At 76.6% G+C, this 14,512-nt stretch carries 16 protein-coding genes; 9 read left to right on the forward strand and 7 right to left on the reverse strand.

The genetic code is table 11. From position 1 onward, the window contains the following. Positions 1 to 14 precede the first annotated feature (14 nt). Complete coding sequence (locus tag ACI8AR_RS20765) at positions 15 to 872, reverse strand: ABC transporter permease (RefSeq protein ID WP_457052678.1); 858 nt, start codon at positions 870 to 872, stop codon at positions 15 to 17. A 70-nt stretch (positions 873 to 942) separates the two neighbouring features. Here ACI8AR_RS20765 and ACI8AR_RS20770 point away from each other — a divergent pair, with 70 nt between their 5' ends. Together ACI8AR_RS20770 and ACI8AR_RS20775 are read left to right on the forward strand one after the other, a co-directional pair. After that, entirely contained in the window at positions 943 to 1,896 is a 954-nt protein-coding gene (locus tag ACI8AR_RS20770) for an ABC transporter permease (RefSeq protein WP_457052679.1), read from the forward strand. 542 nt (positions 1,897 to 2,438) lie between these two features. Further along, the gene (locus ACI8AR_RS20775) at positions 2,439 to 2,678 is read left to right on the forward strand and encodes a hypothetical protein (RefSeq protein WP_456935992.1); all 240 of its coding nucleotides are present in this window, start codon (positions 2,439 to 2,441) and stop codon (positions 2,676 to 2,678) included. A gap of 33 nt (positions 2,679 to 2,711) precedes the next feature. On the opposite strand, the gene ACI8AR_RS20780 is transcribed toward ACI8AR_RS20775, so the two are convergent. Beyond that, positions 2,712 to 3,137: a hypothetical protein gene (locus tag ACI8AR_RS20780; RefSeq protein WP_457052680.1), complete on the reverse strand. Its 426-nt coding sequence runs from the start codon at positions 3,135 to 3,137 to the stop codon at positions 2,712 to 2,714. Positions 3,138 to 3,242: 105 nt separating this feature from the next. On the opposite strand from ACI8AR_RS20780, the gene ACI8AR_RS20785 reads away from it, so the two are divergent. The 6 genes from ACI8AR_RS20785 to ACI8AR_RS20810 all read left to right on the forward strand — a co-directional run bounded on the left by ACI8AR_RS20785 (position 3,243) and on the right by ACI8AR_RS20810 (position 8,302). Further along, a complete protein-coding gene (locus ACI8AR_RS20785; RefSeq protein ID WP_457052681.1) occupies positions 3,243 to 4,019 on the forward strand; it encodes a glycerophosphodiester phosphodiesterase in 777 nt (258 codons plus the stop codon). Then, entirely contained in the window at positions 4,016 to 4,915 is a 900-nt protein-coding gene (locus ACI8AR_RS20790) for a lysophospholipid acyltransferase family protein (protein ID WP_457052682.1), read from the forward strand. Before ACI8AR_RS20785 ends, ACI8AR_RS20790 begins: the two co-directional genes overlap by 4 nt. A gap of 46 nt (positions 4,916 to 4,961) precedes the next feature. After that, positions 4,962 to 6,308 carry an MFS transporter gene (locus ACI8AR_RS20795; protein WP_456935988.1) on the forward strand — a complete coding sequence of 449 codons (1,347 nt, stop codon included), beginning with the start codon at positions 4,962 to 4,964 and terminating at the stop codon, positions 6,306 to 6,308. After that, complete coding sequence (locus ACI8AR_RS20800) at positions 6,305 to 7,030, forward strand: thymidine kinase (protein ID WP_457052683.1); 726 nt, start codon at positions 6,305 to 6,307, stop codon at positions 7,028 to 7,030. Before ACI8AR_RS20795 ends, ACI8AR_RS20800 begins: the two co-directional genes overlap by 4 nt. A 193-nt stretch (positions 7,031 to 7,223) precedes the next feature. After that, positions 7,224 to 7,568, forward strand: coding sequence for an RNA polymerase-binding protein RbpA (locus tag ACI8AR_RS20805; protein ID WP_456929647.1), 345 nt, complete (start codon positions 7,224 to 7,226; stop codon positions 7,566 to 7,568). 179 nt (positions 7,569 to 7,747) lie between these two features. Beyond that, positions 7,748 to 8,302, forward strand: coding sequence for a dihydrofolate reductase family protein (locus tag ACI8AR_RS20810; RefSeq protein WP_457052684.1), 555 nt, complete (start codon positions 7,748 to 7,750; stop codon positions 8,300 to 8,302). On the opposite strand, the gene ACI8AR_RS20815 is transcribed toward ACI8AR_RS20810, so the two are convergent. The 4 genes from ACI8AR_RS20815 to ACI8AR_RS20830 form a co-directional block, all read right to left on the reverse strand. Next, positions 8,299 to 8,838: an FxsA family protein gene (locus tag ACI8AR_RS20815; protein ID WP_457052685.1), complete on the reverse strand. Its 540-nt coding sequence runs from the start codon at positions 8,836 to 8,838 to the stop codon at positions 8,299 to 8,301. The genes ACI8AR_RS20810 and ACI8AR_RS20815 overlap by 4 nt on opposite strands. Before the next feature lie 39 nt (positions 8,839 to 8,877). After that, the gene (locus tag ACI8AR_RS20820) at positions 8,878 to 9,669 is read right to left on the reverse strand and encodes a polyprenol monophosphomannose synthase (protein ID WP_457052686.1); all 792 of its coding nucleotides are present in this window, start codon (positions 9,667 to 9,669) and stop codon (positions 8,878 to 8,880) included. After that, complete coding sequence (gene lnt, locus ACI8AR_RS20825; protein ID WP_457052687.1) at positions 9,666 to 11,309, reverse strand: apolipoprotein N-acyltransferase; 1,644 nt, start codon at positions 11,307 to 11,309, stop codon at positions 9,666 to 9,668. Before lnt ends, ACI8AR_RS20820 begins: the two co-directional genes overlap by 4 nt. A 183-nt stretch (positions 11,310 to 11,492) precedes the next feature. Next, the gene (locus ACI8AR_RS20830) at positions 11,493 to 13,016 is read right to left on the reverse strand and encodes an amidohydrolase (RefSeq protein WP_457052688.1); all 1,524 of its coding nucleotides are present in this window, start codon (positions 13,014 to 13,016) and stop codon (positions 11,493 to 11,495) included. 83 nt (positions 13,017 to 13,099) lie between these two features. On the opposite strand from ACI8AR_RS20830, the gene ACI8AR_RS20835 reads away from it, so the two are divergent. After that, positions 13,100 to 13,633, forward strand: coding sequence for a GNAT family N-acetyltransferase (locus tag ACI8AR_RS20835; RefSeq protein WP_457052689.1), 534 nt, complete (start codon positions 13,100 to 13,102; stop codon positions 13,631 to 13,633). Between the two features lie 7 nt (positions 13,634 to 13,640). On the opposite strand, the gene ACI8AR_RS20840 is transcribed toward ACI8AR_RS20835, so the two are convergent. Next, a complete protein-coding gene (locus tag ACI8AR_RS20840; RefSeq protein ID WP_457052690.1) occupies positions 13,641 to 14,501 on the reverse strand; it encodes a lysophospholipid acyltransferase family protein in 861 nt (286 codons plus the stop codon). Positions 14,502 to 14,512 lie beyond the last annotated feature (11 nt).

A 14,512-nucleotide genomic window follows, 5' to 3' on the forward strand; every position in this document is an offset into this window, starting at 1 on the left:
CCGGGGGAGCGGGTTCAGTGCCCGCGGCCCGTCCGGCCGGCCGCGCGCAGACCCTCGCCGAGGAGGACGCAGGCGGCCACCGCGACGACGAGCACGAGGCTCGGCGCGACGAGGGCGTGCGGCGCCCGGGACGCCGCCTCGCCGCCCTGCTGCAGCAGGATGCCCCAGGACTCGGTGGGCCGCTGCAGCCCGACCCCGGCGAAGGTCAGCACCGCCTCGGCGGAGATCAGCACGCCCGCGTAGGCGCTGGCGAACACCAGCAGCGGGCGGACGGCGTTGGGCAGCACGTGCCGGAGGACCAGCCGCAGCGACCCGGTGCCCAGGGCGCGCGCCGCGGTGACGTACTCGAGCGCCAGGACCTGCCGGGTGCCGGCCCGCATGACGCGCACCATCGGCGGCCAGCTGAACACCGTCAGCACGACGACGACCTGCCACACCCCGCGCCGGTCGGTCGCGCTGAGCAGGACCACGCCGCCGAGCACGAGCGGGATGCCCGACCACACGTCGGTGAGACGCGAGACGACGCGGTCGACCCAGCCCCCGGCCGCGCCGGCCAGCGTCCCCAGCGCGACGGCGAGCAGGCCGCTGAGCACGATGACCGCGACGGCGAGCAGCAGCGACGTCCGCGCGCCGTACATCGACTTGGCGAGCAGGTCGCAGCCGAACAGGTCGAAGCCGAAGGGGTGGTCCCAGGACGGCGCCGCCAGGGAGTCGGCCAGGTCGCAGGAGCGGGGGTCGGCGTCGGTGAAGGCGCCGGGTGCCAGTGCCGTCGCGGTGAGCAGCCCCAGCACGGCGACGGCGACGGCCAGCGGTGCGTTCCAGCGCCCCGCCGCCGGCCGGACCTCCTGGGGCTCGGGAGACGAGGACGGCACCGGCGGAGTCTGACCGAGCGGGTGCCGCGCCGTCGACCGGGATGATCACCGCCCTGCCACGATGTCGCCCGTGGTCGCGTTCGTCGCCCGCCGGGCCGGGCAGATGCTGCTCAGCCTGTGGGCCGCGGTGACCCTGGTGTTCGTCGCCGTGACGCAACTCCCCGGGGACCCGGTGCGGGCGCTGTTCGGGTTCCAGCCGCCGCCTCCGGCGCTCTACGCCCGCATCCGCAGCGAGTACCGCCTCGACGAGCCCCTACCGGTCCAGTACGGCCTCTACCTGCGCGACCTGCTGACCGGCGACTGGGGGCGCGGGCTGCCCTCCCTCCGGGGTGACGCCGTGGTGCCCGGGCCGGCCGTGCTCGACGTCGTCGCCGCCACCGCGCCGGTGAGCGCGGCGCTGCTCGCCGGCGCGGTGGTCGTGCAGCTCGGGGTGGGCGTGGTCGCCGGGGCGCTGGCCACGAGCGGCCGATGGACGGGCACGGGCGTCTACGCGGTGGCCACGGTGCTGGTGGGCACGCCGGTCGTCGTCGCGGCCTACCTGCTGCGGTTCGTCTTCGTCTCCGAGCTCGGCTGGGCGCCGTTCAACGGGCGCACGGGGGAGCCGGCGGCCTACATCCTGCCCGTGCTCGCCCTGGCGGCGCTGTCGACCGGCTACGTCGCGCTGATCACCCGCGCCGAGGTCGGCGACACCCTGCGGGCGCCGTTCGTCCAGGCCGCCCGCGGCCGCGGGCTGTCGCCGTCCCGGGTGGTCGGCGTGCACGCGCTGCGGCCGGCGCTGACGCCGGTGGTGACGTTCGTGGCGGCCAACCTGGGCCAGCTGGTCGTGGGGCTGATCGTGGTCGAGGGCGTGTTCGGCATGCCCGGCGTCGGGGCGGCGATCCTGGGCGCGATCGAGGCGCACGACCGGGCGCTGCTGGTCGGGCTCACCACGGTCGTCATCGGCGCGGTGATCGTGGCGAACGCGGTCGCGGACGTCGTCGCCGCGGCGGTCGACCCCCGGATCCGCCTGAGTCCGGCGACGTGATCAGGTGCCCGGGGAGCGGGTCCGCCCCATGCTAGTTGACATAATGTGCATTATCGGCGGTAGCTTCAGGAGCTCGAGAGGGGCTGTCGGGACGCCCGGGGGCTGCCTGGACCCGGGTGTCCGGTCCGCTCGTCGGTGACCGGTTGCCGACGGGCGCCGACGAGTTGCTCGTGTGGTCGTCGTGCTCGTGTCGTCGCGCTGCGGCTGGTCGCCGGCGCCCGCGACGTCGTACCGGCCGCCCAGGCGTGTCCACCGGTTCCTCCATCCGGATCCCCTGCACGACTCCGCGACACCCGTCACCGCCCGGCCACCTGTCGACCACCCCTCGGCCGACCACCCGTGCGGCCCGGTCCGGCTGTGTCCCCCGATGTCCCGGTGATCGTCCGGGTCCTGGTCGACGGCGGATCCGGCCCCCGCTCCGGCCGGGATCCCCTCTCGCCCCACCCGGCGACACCTCCGTCATTCCGTCACTGTGACGCTATGCGGGTGGTGTCGGCGGCTTCGACGGGCGCCCGGCCCGGTGCCTGCTTAGGGTCGAGGACATGGAACTCCGCCGCCCGATCGCCGCTCTCATGACCGCGCTGGCGCTGTTCGGAGGCGGCGCGACGCTCACCGGCTGCAACGCGGCCGGTGACACCCAGAACGACGGCACCACCGACGACAGTGAGAACACCGGCGGCAACGACCCGGCCGACGAGTCGCAGGACAACCTGCCGGACAACAGCAACCCGGACCAGGAAGCGCCCGAGGACCAGGACGACGACACCCAGGACCCGGACTGACCCGCCGCTGACGGACCGGCCCGCGACGCGGGATCAGCCGGCGGCGCGCTCGGAGACCCAGAGCTTGTCGAGCCGGCCCGTGGAGTGCACCAGGTCGGCCAGCGACCGCTCGAGTTCGGCCTTGGTGTGCCGCTCGCCGAGCAGTGTCTGGACGTCCTCGAGCGCGCAGCGCAGCTGGAACAGCCGGTCCTGCAGCCCGTCGAGCTCGGCGCGGCGTACGAGGACGACGTCGTCGGAGAGGCCGGCCTTGGCGACCGCCGTGCGCTGCTCGTACGCGCGCTGCCGGCAGGCCTGGCCGCAGTACATCCGCGGGCGGCCGACCGAGCCCGCCTGCGGCAGCACCCGCCGGCACCAGCCGCAGCGCCGTTCGGTGCCGCTCCCCTGCCGTCCCGTCGTCGTGTCCGCCTTCCCTGCCGTCCCGTCGGTCCCGACCACGCGGTCGGCGTGCTGCTTGCCCACGCCGGGCACGCTAGACGCCGCCACCGACAGTCCCGGCGGACACGCCCGACCCGCCGGGAGAAGGGGCTGGTGAGCGCGTCGGAGCCGCCGGTTAGCGTGTCGCCCGTGCCTCCCGCCCGGTTCGCCTTCCTCGACGCGCCGGCGCCGGTGGCGATGGCGCACCGCGGCGGGGCGATCGAGCACCTGGAGAACTCCATGCCGGCCTTCGAGGCCTGCGTGAAGCTGGGCTACCGGTACATCGAGACCGACGTCCGGGTGACCGCCGACGGCGTCGTCGTCGTCTTCCACGACCCGGCGTTGGACCGGGTCACCGACCGCACCGGCCGGATCGAGCAGCTGCCGTGGGCCGAGGTCGCGGCCGCCCGCATCGGCGGCCGGGAGCCGATCCTGCGGCTGGAGGACCTGCTCGGCGCCTGGCCCGACGTCCGGTTCAATCTCGACATCAAGGCCGCCGGGGTGCTCGCGCCGCTGGTGCGGGTGCTGCGCCGGATGGACGTCCTGGACCGGGTCTGCCTCGCGTCGTTCTCCGACGCCCGCGTCGCCGCCGCCCGGCGGCTGCTCGGCCCCACGGTGTGCACGTCGCTGGGCCCGCGGGGGGTGGCGGCGCTGCGGCTGTCGTCCTACTCCCCCCGCGCGGCCGGGCTGGTGCGCATGCAGGCCGGCTGCGCCCAGGTGCCGCTGCAGCTCGGCGGCCGGGCGCTGGTCGACGAGCGGTTCGTCGCCGCCGCGCACGCCCGCGGCCTGCAGGTCCACGTGTGGACGGTGGACACCCCGGAGGAGGCGACGGCGATGCTCGACCTCGGCGTGGACGGGATCATGACCGACCGCCCGGCCATGCTGAAGGAGATCCTGGAGGCGCGCGGCCAGTGGGTGGGCCGGTGACCGGACCGCTCGAGCGGCTGACCGCGGCCCTGCGGGAGTGGCGGCCGACCCCGCCGCCGCTGCCCGACCACCTCGAGGCGGTGCTGCACGACGGCGATCCCGAGTGGTTCGCCCGCGAGCTGGCCATCGCCGCCGCGCCGCCGTGGGACGTGTGGCTGCTCCTGCTGCGCCGGTTCTCCTGGCTGGTCGACCTGTTCGGCCGGGTGGAGGTCACCGGGTGCATCCCCGAGGAGCTGCGCCGCGGGCCGCTGCTGCTGGCGGCCAACCACGTCGGCGACTTCGACCCGTTCGTCATCGCGGTCGCGCTGCACCGGCTGGGCGTGGTGCCGCGGATCATGGCCACCGGCGGGATCATCTCCGCGCCGGTGGCGGGGCCGCTGCTCGAGCGGGCCGGCGGCATCCGGGTGGAGCGCGGCACCGAGGTGGCCCGGCACGCGGTGCGGGTCACCGAGGTGGCGCTGGTGCACGGCGGGCACGTCGTCGCCTATCCCGAGGGGCGGGTCGGGCTGGCGCCCGACGGGTGGCCCGAGCGCGGGCGCACCGGGATGGCCCGGCTGGCGCTCGGCGTCGGGGTGCCGGTGCTCCCGGTCAGCCAGTGGGGCGCGCAGGAGGTGCTGCAGTACGGCAACGACTGGGGGAAGCTGCGCACCCTGGCCCGCTCGCTGGTGCAGCGGCCGGTGCTGCGGGTGCACGTCGGCCCGCCGGTGTACCTGGAGGACCTGCGCCTGGGCCGGGTGGGCGACGCCAACCGGGCGCGGATGCGGATCGCCGCGGCGATCACCCGCGGGCTGGTGCCGCTGCGCGCGGCCGGCCGGCCGCTGCACCCGGACCCCACCCGCCCGACCAACGGCGCCGCGGCGTTCCCCGGCGGCGTCGTCCCCCCGGACATCCCGTGACCGCCCGGTGCTGGAACGGGCCGCGCCGGGCTGGCACCCTGCGCCCGTGACCGCCCCCCACGTCGACGCCGCGCAGCCCGTCGACCGCGCCCTGCGCCGCGAGCGCTTCGGCTGGTACTCCTACGACTGGGCGATGTCGGTGTTCAACACCAGCGTCACCACGGTCTTCCTGGGCCCGTACCTGACCACCGTCGCCGAGGACGCCGCCGGCGCCGACGGGCGGCTGCCCTTCCTCGGCCTGTCCATCCCCCCGGGCAGCTGGTTCTCCTACGTGCTGTCGTTCTCGGTGGTCCTGCAGGTCGTGGTGCTGCCGCTCACCGGCGCCGTCGCCGACCGCACCGGGCGCAAGCGGCAGCTGCTCGGCGGGCTGGCGCTGCTCGGGGCGCTGGCCGCGACCTGCCTGTTCTTCGTCGCCGACGGCCGTTACCTGCTGGGCGCGGCGCTGTTCGTCGTCGCCAACGTGGCCTTCGGCGCGGCGACGGTCGTCTACTACTCGTGGCTGCCCGACCTGGCCGGCCCCGACGAGCGCGACGCGGTGTCCAGCCGCGGGTGGGCGTTCGGGTACGTCGGCGGGGCGCTGCTGCTGGCCGTGCACCTGGGGCTGTTCCTCGGCGCGGAGTCCCTGGGGCTGACCACCGGCGAGGCGGTGCGCATCTGCCTGGCGACGTCGGGGCTGTGGTGGGGGCTGTTCACCCTGGTCACCGTCTCGCTGCTGCGCGACCGGCCGCCGGTGGCCGGGCACGGCGGCGCCACCAGCGGCTTCCGGCAGCTGGCCGCGACGCTGCGCGGGATGCGGGCGTTCCCGCTCACGCTGTGGTTCCTGGGCGCGTACCTGCTGTTCAACGACGGCGTGCAGACGGTCATCTCGCTGTCGGCGACCTACGCCAGCGAGGAGCTGGGGCTGTCCCAGTCGGTGCTCACCGGCGCGATCCTGATGGTCCAGGTGGTCGCGGTGTTCGGGGCGCTGGGCCTGGGCCGGGTGGCCGCCCGCTACGGCGCCAAGCGGACGGTGCTGGGCTGCCTGGTCGCCTGGACGGCGGTGCTGGTGGCGGCGTACTGGCTGCAGGAGGGCGCGGTCGCGCAGTTCTACGCGCTGGCCGCGGTGATCGGGCTGGTGCAGGGCGGCACGCAGGCGCTGTCCCGGTCGCTGTTCAGCCACCTCATCCCGGCCGGCCGGGAGGCGGAGTACTACAGCTTCTACGAGATCAGCGACCGCGGGACCAGCTGGCTGGGGCCGCTGGCGTTCGGCCTGACCTACCAGCTCACCGGCTCCTACCGGTACGCGATCATCAGCCTGGTGGTGTTCTTCGTCGCCGGGTTCCTGCTGCTGCTGCGGCTGCCGATGCGCCGGGCCGTGCAGGCCGCGGGCAACACCCCGCCGGAGCGGCTGTGAGCGACCCGTCCGCCCCGCCGGTGGCGGTCCCGGCGGCCGGGGACCGGCGGCGCGCCCCCGCCCCGGCGCACCTGCGGTTCTTCCACGGGCCGATGGACTGCGGGAAGTCCACGCTGGCGCTGCAGGTCGACCACAACCAGAGCCGGCAGGGCCGCTCGGGGCTGCTGCTCACCCAGGGCGACCGCTCGGCGCAGCCGCGGATCAGCTCCCGGGTGGGGCTGTGCCGCGACGCCGTCGAGGTCGACCCGGGCACCGACCTGCTGCTGCTGGTGCGCAGCCACTGGGCCGACGGGCGGCGGGTGGACTACCTGATCGTCGACGAGGCGCAGTTCCTCACCCCCGGGCAGGTGGACCAGCTCGCCGAGCTCGTCGACGCCTCGCACGTCGACGTCTACGCCTTCGGGCTGACCACCGACTTCCGCACCCGGCTGTTCCCGGGCACCCAGCGGCTGCTGGAGGTCGCCGACGACGTGCAGCGGATCCAGGTCGAGGTGCTGTGCTGGTGCGGGCTGCCCGGGCTGCTCAACGCCCGGGTCGTCGACGGGCAGATGGTGCGCGAGGGCGCCACCGTCGTCGTCGCCGACACCGCGCCCACCCCGGCACCCGAGACCGATCCCGAGCCCGGCCCGGAGGTGCACTACCAGGTGCTCTGCCGGCGGCACCACGTGCTCGGCCAGCTGGGCCCGACCGCGGCGGGCCCCGGGCAGCTCGCCCTGCCCTGAGCAGGCCGGTCTCCCCCGGCCGAGGGGGCCGCGCACGGCCCAATACCACCCCATGCGATGATGGGGAACCGACTCAGCGGAATCTCTCCGCGAAATCCGCCGTTGGTCTCTTTCGACACCCTCCCGCAGTGGGTACCCCCTGCCGCGACGAGGAGTCCTGACCGACACCACCAGCACGAGAGGACGGTGTGCCATGGGCGAGCGTTCCCTGCGGGGCAGCCGACTGGGCAGCGTGAGCTACGAGACCGAGCGGAACACCGCGCCGATCGAGCGGCAGTACGTCGAGTACCGGTGCACCTCGGGTCACCAGTTCACCGTCCCCTTCGCGGACGACGCCGAGGTGCCCGACACCTGGGAGTGCAAGTTCGACGGCTCCTCGGCCAAGCTGGTCGGCGGCTCCGAGCCGGCGCCCAAGAAGGTCAAGCCGCCGCGGACGCACTGGGACATGCTGCTCGAGCGCCGCTCCGTGGAGGACCTCGAGGAGGTCCTCGCCGAGCGTCTCGAGGTGCTGCGCGGCCGGCGGACCCGCGCCAGCTGACGAGGGACCCGCCTCCCCACCGCTCGCGGACTCGCGGCGGGCCCCGGGAGGCGGGCCGTTCCGGTCACGTCTGCGGCCCCGGTGGGACTCCCCCACCGGGGCCGTCGCGCGTCCGGGGACCGATGAGTTCCCGCCCCTCCCCCGGTCTGCCCCGCAGGACCCGACCGGAGGAGGACCCCGTGGCGCACCTGATCGCCGGCATGACCATGTCCCTGGACGGCTACACCGCCGACCCCGACGGCGACTTCGGCATGCTCTACGCCGACCTCGGCACCCCCGCCGGCGAGCGGTACCTGGCGGCGTCCCAGGCCGAGACCGGCGCGGTGCTCATGGGCCGGCGCACCTACGACGGCGCGCCCGACCCCGACTCCTACGCCGACGACTACGAGTACCAGGTGCCGATCGTCGTCCTGACCACGCACCCGCCGGCGACCCCGCCGCGGCGAAACGACCGGCTGTGGGTCACCTTCTGCGGCGACCTCCGCGAGGCGGTGGACACCGCCCGCGCGCTGGCCGGCGACAAGGCGGTCACCGTCGTCGGCGGCGCGGACCTCAACCGCCAGCTGCTCGACGCCGGCCTGTTCGACGAGCTGCGCGTCGACGTCGTGCCGGTGCTGCTCGGCGGCGGCCTGCGCGCCTTCGACGGCGTCGCCCCCGGCCGGCTCGAGGTGATCGACGTCGAGCGGGTGGGCGAGCGCACCTGCCTGCGCTTCCGGCCCCGCCGCCGGGACTAGCGGGGCACCCGCCGGCCGGGGACGTCGCCCCCGGCGACCGGGTCCCCGGCGACCGGGCCCTCGACCACCTCGCCCTCGACCACCTCGCCCTCGATGACCCGCACCCCGCCGTCGGGCCGGGCGTGCACCGGACCGGGCACCCGGGTGCTGCGCACCCGCACCGGCGCGGACAGGCCCAGCCGCGCGGCCAGCCCGCGGCCCACCGCGGCGCGCACCAGCGGCCGGGTGGGCGGCAGCAGGCACAGCAGGCCGACGACGTCGCCGAGGAAGCCCGGCAGCACCATCAGCGCGCCGCCCACGGCGACCAGCCCGGCGTCGGTGGCCGCGGTGCCCGGCGCGCGGTGCTCCCGGGCGCGGGCGCGCAGCTCGTCCAGCGCCCGGGTCCCCTGCCGGGCCAGCAGTCCCCAGCCCAGGACGGTGGTGGCCAGCGCGGCCAGCAGCGTCCAGCCCACGCCGATCCACGCGGCGACCAGCGCGAAGACGACGACCTCGGCGAGGGCCCACAGCCCCGCCAGCACCCGTACCCGGTGTCCCACGGCACTCCCCGGCCCGGCCCGCGGGCGGCCCGGGTCCGCCTACCGGACCTCGCTGGACCGCCCGCGGTCGCGGACCCGTCCCGGCACGGGCGGTGGGACCCGGCCCGGCAGGCGGTCGGCCAGCCGGTCCTGCAGGCCCCAGAGGGTGACCCGTGCCAACGCCTCTCCAACGATCGAGGGCGTCATCTTGCTCCTGCCGAACTCGCGTTCGCTGAAGGTGATCGGCACCTCCACCACCCGGGCGCCCTCCCGCCAGGCGCGCCAGGCCCAGTCGACCTGGAAGCAGTAGCCCTGGCTGGCCACCGCGTCGAAGGGCAGCCGGTCCACCAGCTCCCCGCGGACGGCGCGGAACCCGCCGGTGGCGTCGGCCAGCGGCAGCCGCAGCGCGCGGCGGGTGTAGACGTTGCCCAGCCGGGACAGCAGCAGCCGCCGGCGCGGCCAGTCCTCGACGCGGCCGCCGGGCACGTAGCGGGAGCCCAGCGCGAGGTCGGCGGCGTCGAGGGCGGCCAGCAGCAGCGGCAGCTGCTCGGGGTGGTGGGAGCCGTCGGCGTCCATCTCCACCAGGACGTCGTAGCCGCGCTCCCGGCCCCAGCGGAAGCCGGCGACGTAGGCCGGGCCCAGGCCCGCCTTCTCGGTGCGGCGCAGCACGTGCACCCGGTCGTCCCGCGCGGCGAGCTTCTCGGCCAGCTCGCCGGTGCCGTCGGGCGAGCCGTCGTCGACGACCAGGGCGTGCGCGGTGGGGACGGCGGCGTGCAGCCGCTCGAGGATCGGCTCGAGGTTCTCCACCTCGTCGTAGGTGGGGACGACGACGAGGACCCGCGCCGCGCTCACCGGGCGGCCCGGCGGGCCCGCTGCCGGCGGCGCAGCGCCGGGGCGGCGACCGCGAGCACCGCGCCGGCGCCCAGGGCGGTCAGCGCCCACTCCGGGGCCGCGCCCAGCCGCTCGGCGACGGTGGTGGAGTCGCGCTGGGCGACGTCCTCGACGAACACCGCGGGGGTGAACAGCTCCGAGCGGCGGGCCAGCGACCCGTCGGGTGCCACGACGGCGGAGATGCCGCTGGTGGCCGCGACCACGACGGTGCGGCCGAACTCGACCGCGCGCAGCCGGCTGGCGGCCAGCTGCTGCTCGCTCTCGTCGGTGTAGCCGAAGGTGGCGTTGTTGGTCTGCACGACGAGCATCCCGGCGCCGGCCTCCACGGTGTCGGCGACGAGGGAGTCGTAGACCACCTCGAAGCAGATGACGTCGCCCACCGGCGCGCCGCCGACGTCGAGCACCCCGACCTCGGTGCCGTGGGTGAAGTCGCGGCGGACCAGGTCCACCTTGTCGCTGAAGAAGCGGAAGAACGCCCGTGCCGGCACGTACTCGGCCAGCGGGACGGGGTGCCGCTTGACGTAGGTGTCGCCGGGCCCGGTCTCGGGGTCCCACACGATGCCGGTGTTGCTCAGGTACCGGCCGGGCCCCTCGACCACCGCGCCGACCAGGATCGGCGCGCCGATCGTCTCGGCGGCGCGGCTGATCTGCCGGGCGGCGTCGGCGTTGCGGTAGGGGTCGATGTCGGAGCTGTTCTCCGGCCAGACGACCAGGTCCGGTTGCGCCCGGTCCCCGGCCGCGACCGCGGCGGCCAGCTGCACCGTCTGCTGCACGTGGTTGTCCAGCACCGCCCGGCGGCGGGCGTTGAACTCCAGCCCGGCCTCGGGGACGTCGCCCTGGATGACGGCGACGGTCCGGGTGGGGCCGCCGGCGGTGAGCGAGGGGCCGGGCAGCGGCGTCCAGGCCAGCGCGCCGAGCAGCGGGACCGCGAGGACGGCGGCGACCAGCGCGGTCGCGGTGCGCAGCGCCGGCCCGCGGGCCGCACCCTCGCCGGCCGCCCGCCAGGCCCGGGCCAGCGCGAGCAGCGCCGCGACCAGCAGGGTGCCGGTGAGCGCGACGGCGAAGGACACCAGCGGCACCCCGCCGTAGGCGGCGAGGGCGAGGAAGGCGCCGTCGGTCTGGCTCAGCCCCAGCCGGCCCCAGGGGAAGCCGCCGAGCGGCAGCCGGCCGCGCAGCGCCTCGTCGGCCACCCACAGCGCCGCGGTCCACAGCGGCCACAGCCGCAGGCCGGACACCGCCGCGCCGGCCGCGCCGAGCAGCGCGAGGAACAGGGCCTGGGAGACCGCCAGCGCCAGCCAGGGGAACGCGCCGACGAAGGTGCCCGTCCACGACAGCAGCGGCACGAAGAACGCCAGGCCGCACACCAGGCCCAGCCACGCGCCGGACCGGGCCCGCTGCCCGCGCACGGCCAGCGCCAGCGCCGCGGGGCCGAGCACCGCCAGCGGGGGCAGCGACCAGCCGGGGAAGGCCAGCAGCATCGCCAGACCGCCGGCGGCGGCGAGCGCGGTGCGCCAGGGCAGGCGGCGGGCCCGGCGCCGGCCGGCTCCCGCGGGCGCGCCGGAGCCGGTGTCCCGCTCCTGCGTCACGGCTGCTGGCGGCACCCACGACCTCCCCGCGACGTCCTGCCGCGGGCAGCGCCCGGGCGTCCGGCTGCACGCCGCCCACGAGTGGACGGCGCGCGGACCACGGTCGTGGTCCACCCACGAGCATCCCACCCCGCGCCCCGTCCTCCGGGACGCGACCTGCGCGGGGTGCTCCGTCTGTGCCGTCCCCGCACCCGGTGGTTACAGCGACGGCAGCGGCCGCCCCGCCACCAGCAGCTGCCGGCAGGCCGGCCGCTCCCGCCGGTCGAGCACCCCGGACAGGCCGGCGTCGGTGGCCCACAGCGCGAGGTCGGCGGGCGCGCCGGGCGCCAGCGGCCCGGCGGCGGTCTCGGCGCGGACGGCGTGCCAGCCGCCGTGGGTGGCCGCGTCGAAGGCGTCGAAGGGGCGCAGCCCGGCGCCGGCGGTGCGGTGGTCGACGGCCGCGTGCACGCCGCCCCAGGGGTCCATCGGCGTCACCGGGGCGTCGCTGCCCAGCGCCAGGGCGACCCCGGCGTCGGCGAGGTCGGCGAACGGGTTGCACCCGGCGGCCCGCCCGGCGCCCAGCCGCTCGGCGTACATGCCCGCCGGGCCGCCCCAGGCGGCGTCGAAGGCGGGCTGCACGCTGGCCACCATCCCCCACGCCCGCATCCGCTCGACCGCCTCCGGGCCCGCCATCTCCACGTGCTCCAGCCGGTGCCGGCAGGCCCGCACGGCCGGCAGCCCGAGCTCGGCCACCACCGCCCCGACCGCGTCCAGCACCTGGTCGACGGCGGCGTCGCCGATGCAGTGGAAGCCGGCCTGGATCCCGGCGGCGGTGCAGGCGCGCACGTGGTCGACCAGGGAGGCGGTGCCGAACCGCAGCGCTCCGGCGGTGCCCGGCCGGTCGGCGTAGGGGGCGTGCAGCGCGGCGGTGTGCGAGCCGAACGCGCCGTCGCAGAACAGGTCGCCGCCGGCGCCGGCCAGGTCCAGCTCGCGCACCAGGTCCAGCCCGCCGCGCTCGGCCAGCTCTCCCCAGTAGCCGGTCACCCGCGGCCCCGGCCGCTGCCGGGCCAGGTCCAGCAGCGCGCGCAGGTCCGCGGCGCTGGACACCTCGGGCCCGGCCATCTCGTGCAGGCTGCCGATGCCCAGCCGCGCCGCCTCGGTGAGCGTCGCGGCCTGCGCGGCGGCCCGCTGCGGCGCCGTCACCGCCCCGTAGGCGGCCTGCCGGGCGGCGTGGTGGGCGTCCAGCCGCAGCCGCCCGTCGGGCGAGAAGCCGGGCAGGTCGCGGACGCCGGGCACGAGGTCGAGCAGCGCGGTGGAGACCGTCGCCGAGTGCACGTCGACGCGGGCCAGGTAGGCCGGCCGGTCCCCGACGACGGCGTCGAGGTCGGCGCGGGTGAGCCCCCGGCCCTCGGGCCAGCCGGTCTCGTCCCAGCCGGTGCCCAGCAGGATGCCCGGCGGCGCGCCGCGCACCGCCTCGGCGACCGCGGCCACCGCCGCGGTGAGGCTCGACCTCGAGTGGAGGTCCAGACCGGTGAGCGCCAGGCCGGTCGCGGTGGCGTGCACGTGCGCGTCCACGAACGCCGGGGTGAGCAGCGCGCCCTCCCCGGCCAGCACCCGGCCGGCCCGCGGCGCGTCGGCGGCCGCGCCGGTCCAGGCGATCCGCCCGTCGACGACGTGCACGGCGCGGCCGGGACGGTCGCCGACGGTCACGTCGGTGAGCAGCAGGTCGGTCGGGGACGTCACGGCTCCCGAGCATGACGGCGCGCCCGGGCCGCAACGGCGCCGGGTCCGCGGGTAGCGCGGGGCGCGCCGGGTAGGCAGTCGCGATGACGGTGCCCGACGGGGAGCTGCTCACCGAGCGGCTGCGGCTGCGCCCGTGGACCACCGGCCGCGCCGACCTGGCCCGGCTCACCGACATCTACCGGCGCGAGGAGGTCACCCGCTGGCTGGGCGGCCCGCCGTCGGTGGGCCCGGTGGAGCTGGTGGCCCGGTGGGCGGAGATCCGGCGCGCGGACCCGGTGCACGGCTGCTGGGCGGTGGAGGTGCGCGGGCCGGAGCCGGTGGTGGCCGGCACGGTGCTGCTCAAGCCGCTGCCCGACGGCGTCGGGGAGGTCGAGGTGGGCTGGCACCTGCACCCCGACTGCTGGGGCCACGGCTACGCCACCGAGGCCGCGCGGGCGGTGGTCGACCACGCCTTCGGCGCGGGGGTGCCGGAGGTCTACGCCGTCGTCCGGCCCGGCAACGACGCCTCGCTGGCGGTGTGCCGGCGCCTGGGCATGGAGCGGCTGGGCCGGCTGCGCCGCTGGTACGACGTCGAGCTGGAGGCGTTCCGGCTGATGGCGCCGGTGGTGGTGGAGTAGCGGGCCCTCAGCCGCGGCGCCGCAGGCGGCGGGCCAGCCGCGCGCGGCGCGAGGTCCGCGTCTTCACCCGCTGCCCGGCGGCGTCCTGCGCGTCGCGGGCCGTGGCCTCCTCCAGGGTGGGCGCGGTCCCGCCCAGGTGCGCCGGCACCCACCACAGGTCCTCGGGGCCCGCGGGCTGCTGCGGATAGGTGCGCTGCGCCTCGTCGAGCAGCGCCTCCATCGCCGCGCGGGTGCGGGCCAGCAGCTCGGCGGGCTGCTCGCCGGGCAGGGGGACGACCGGCTCGCCGAGCAGCACGGTCACCGCGCGGCCGCGGGTGAGGTCCACGGGGTGCTTCTTGGTGGCCACCCGGTGCCCGCCCCACACCGCGGCCGGGACGATCGGCACCCCGGCGTCGAGGGCCATCCGGGCGGCGCCGGCCTTGAGGTCCTTGACGGTGAAGCTCTGGCTGATCGTCGCCTCGGGGAAGACGCCGACGACCTCGCCGTCCTTGAGCGCCCGCACCGCGGCGTCGAACGCGGCCGCACCGGCCTTGCGGTCGACCGGGATGTGCCGCATGGCGCGCATGAACGGCCCGGCGAACCAGTGCGCGAACACCGAGGCCTTGGCCATGAACCGGACCAGCCGGTGCCGCGGCAGCGCGGCCAGGCCGAGGAAGGTGAAGTCCAGGAAGCTGACGTGGTTGCTGCAGACCACCGCGCCGCCCGACGTCGGCACGTGCTCGGAGCCGCGCACGTCGAACTGCAGCCGCAGCAGCCGGAAGACCACCAGCGCCAGCCGCACGACGAACCGGTAGGGACGGTCCCGCCGGTCGGGGGACGGTCCGAACAGGTCGCGCCGCACGACGTCGTGCCAGCTCGCGGTGTACATGGCGGGACGAT

The sequence above is a fragment of the Geodermatophilus sp. SYSU D01036 genome (assembly GCF_054050435.1).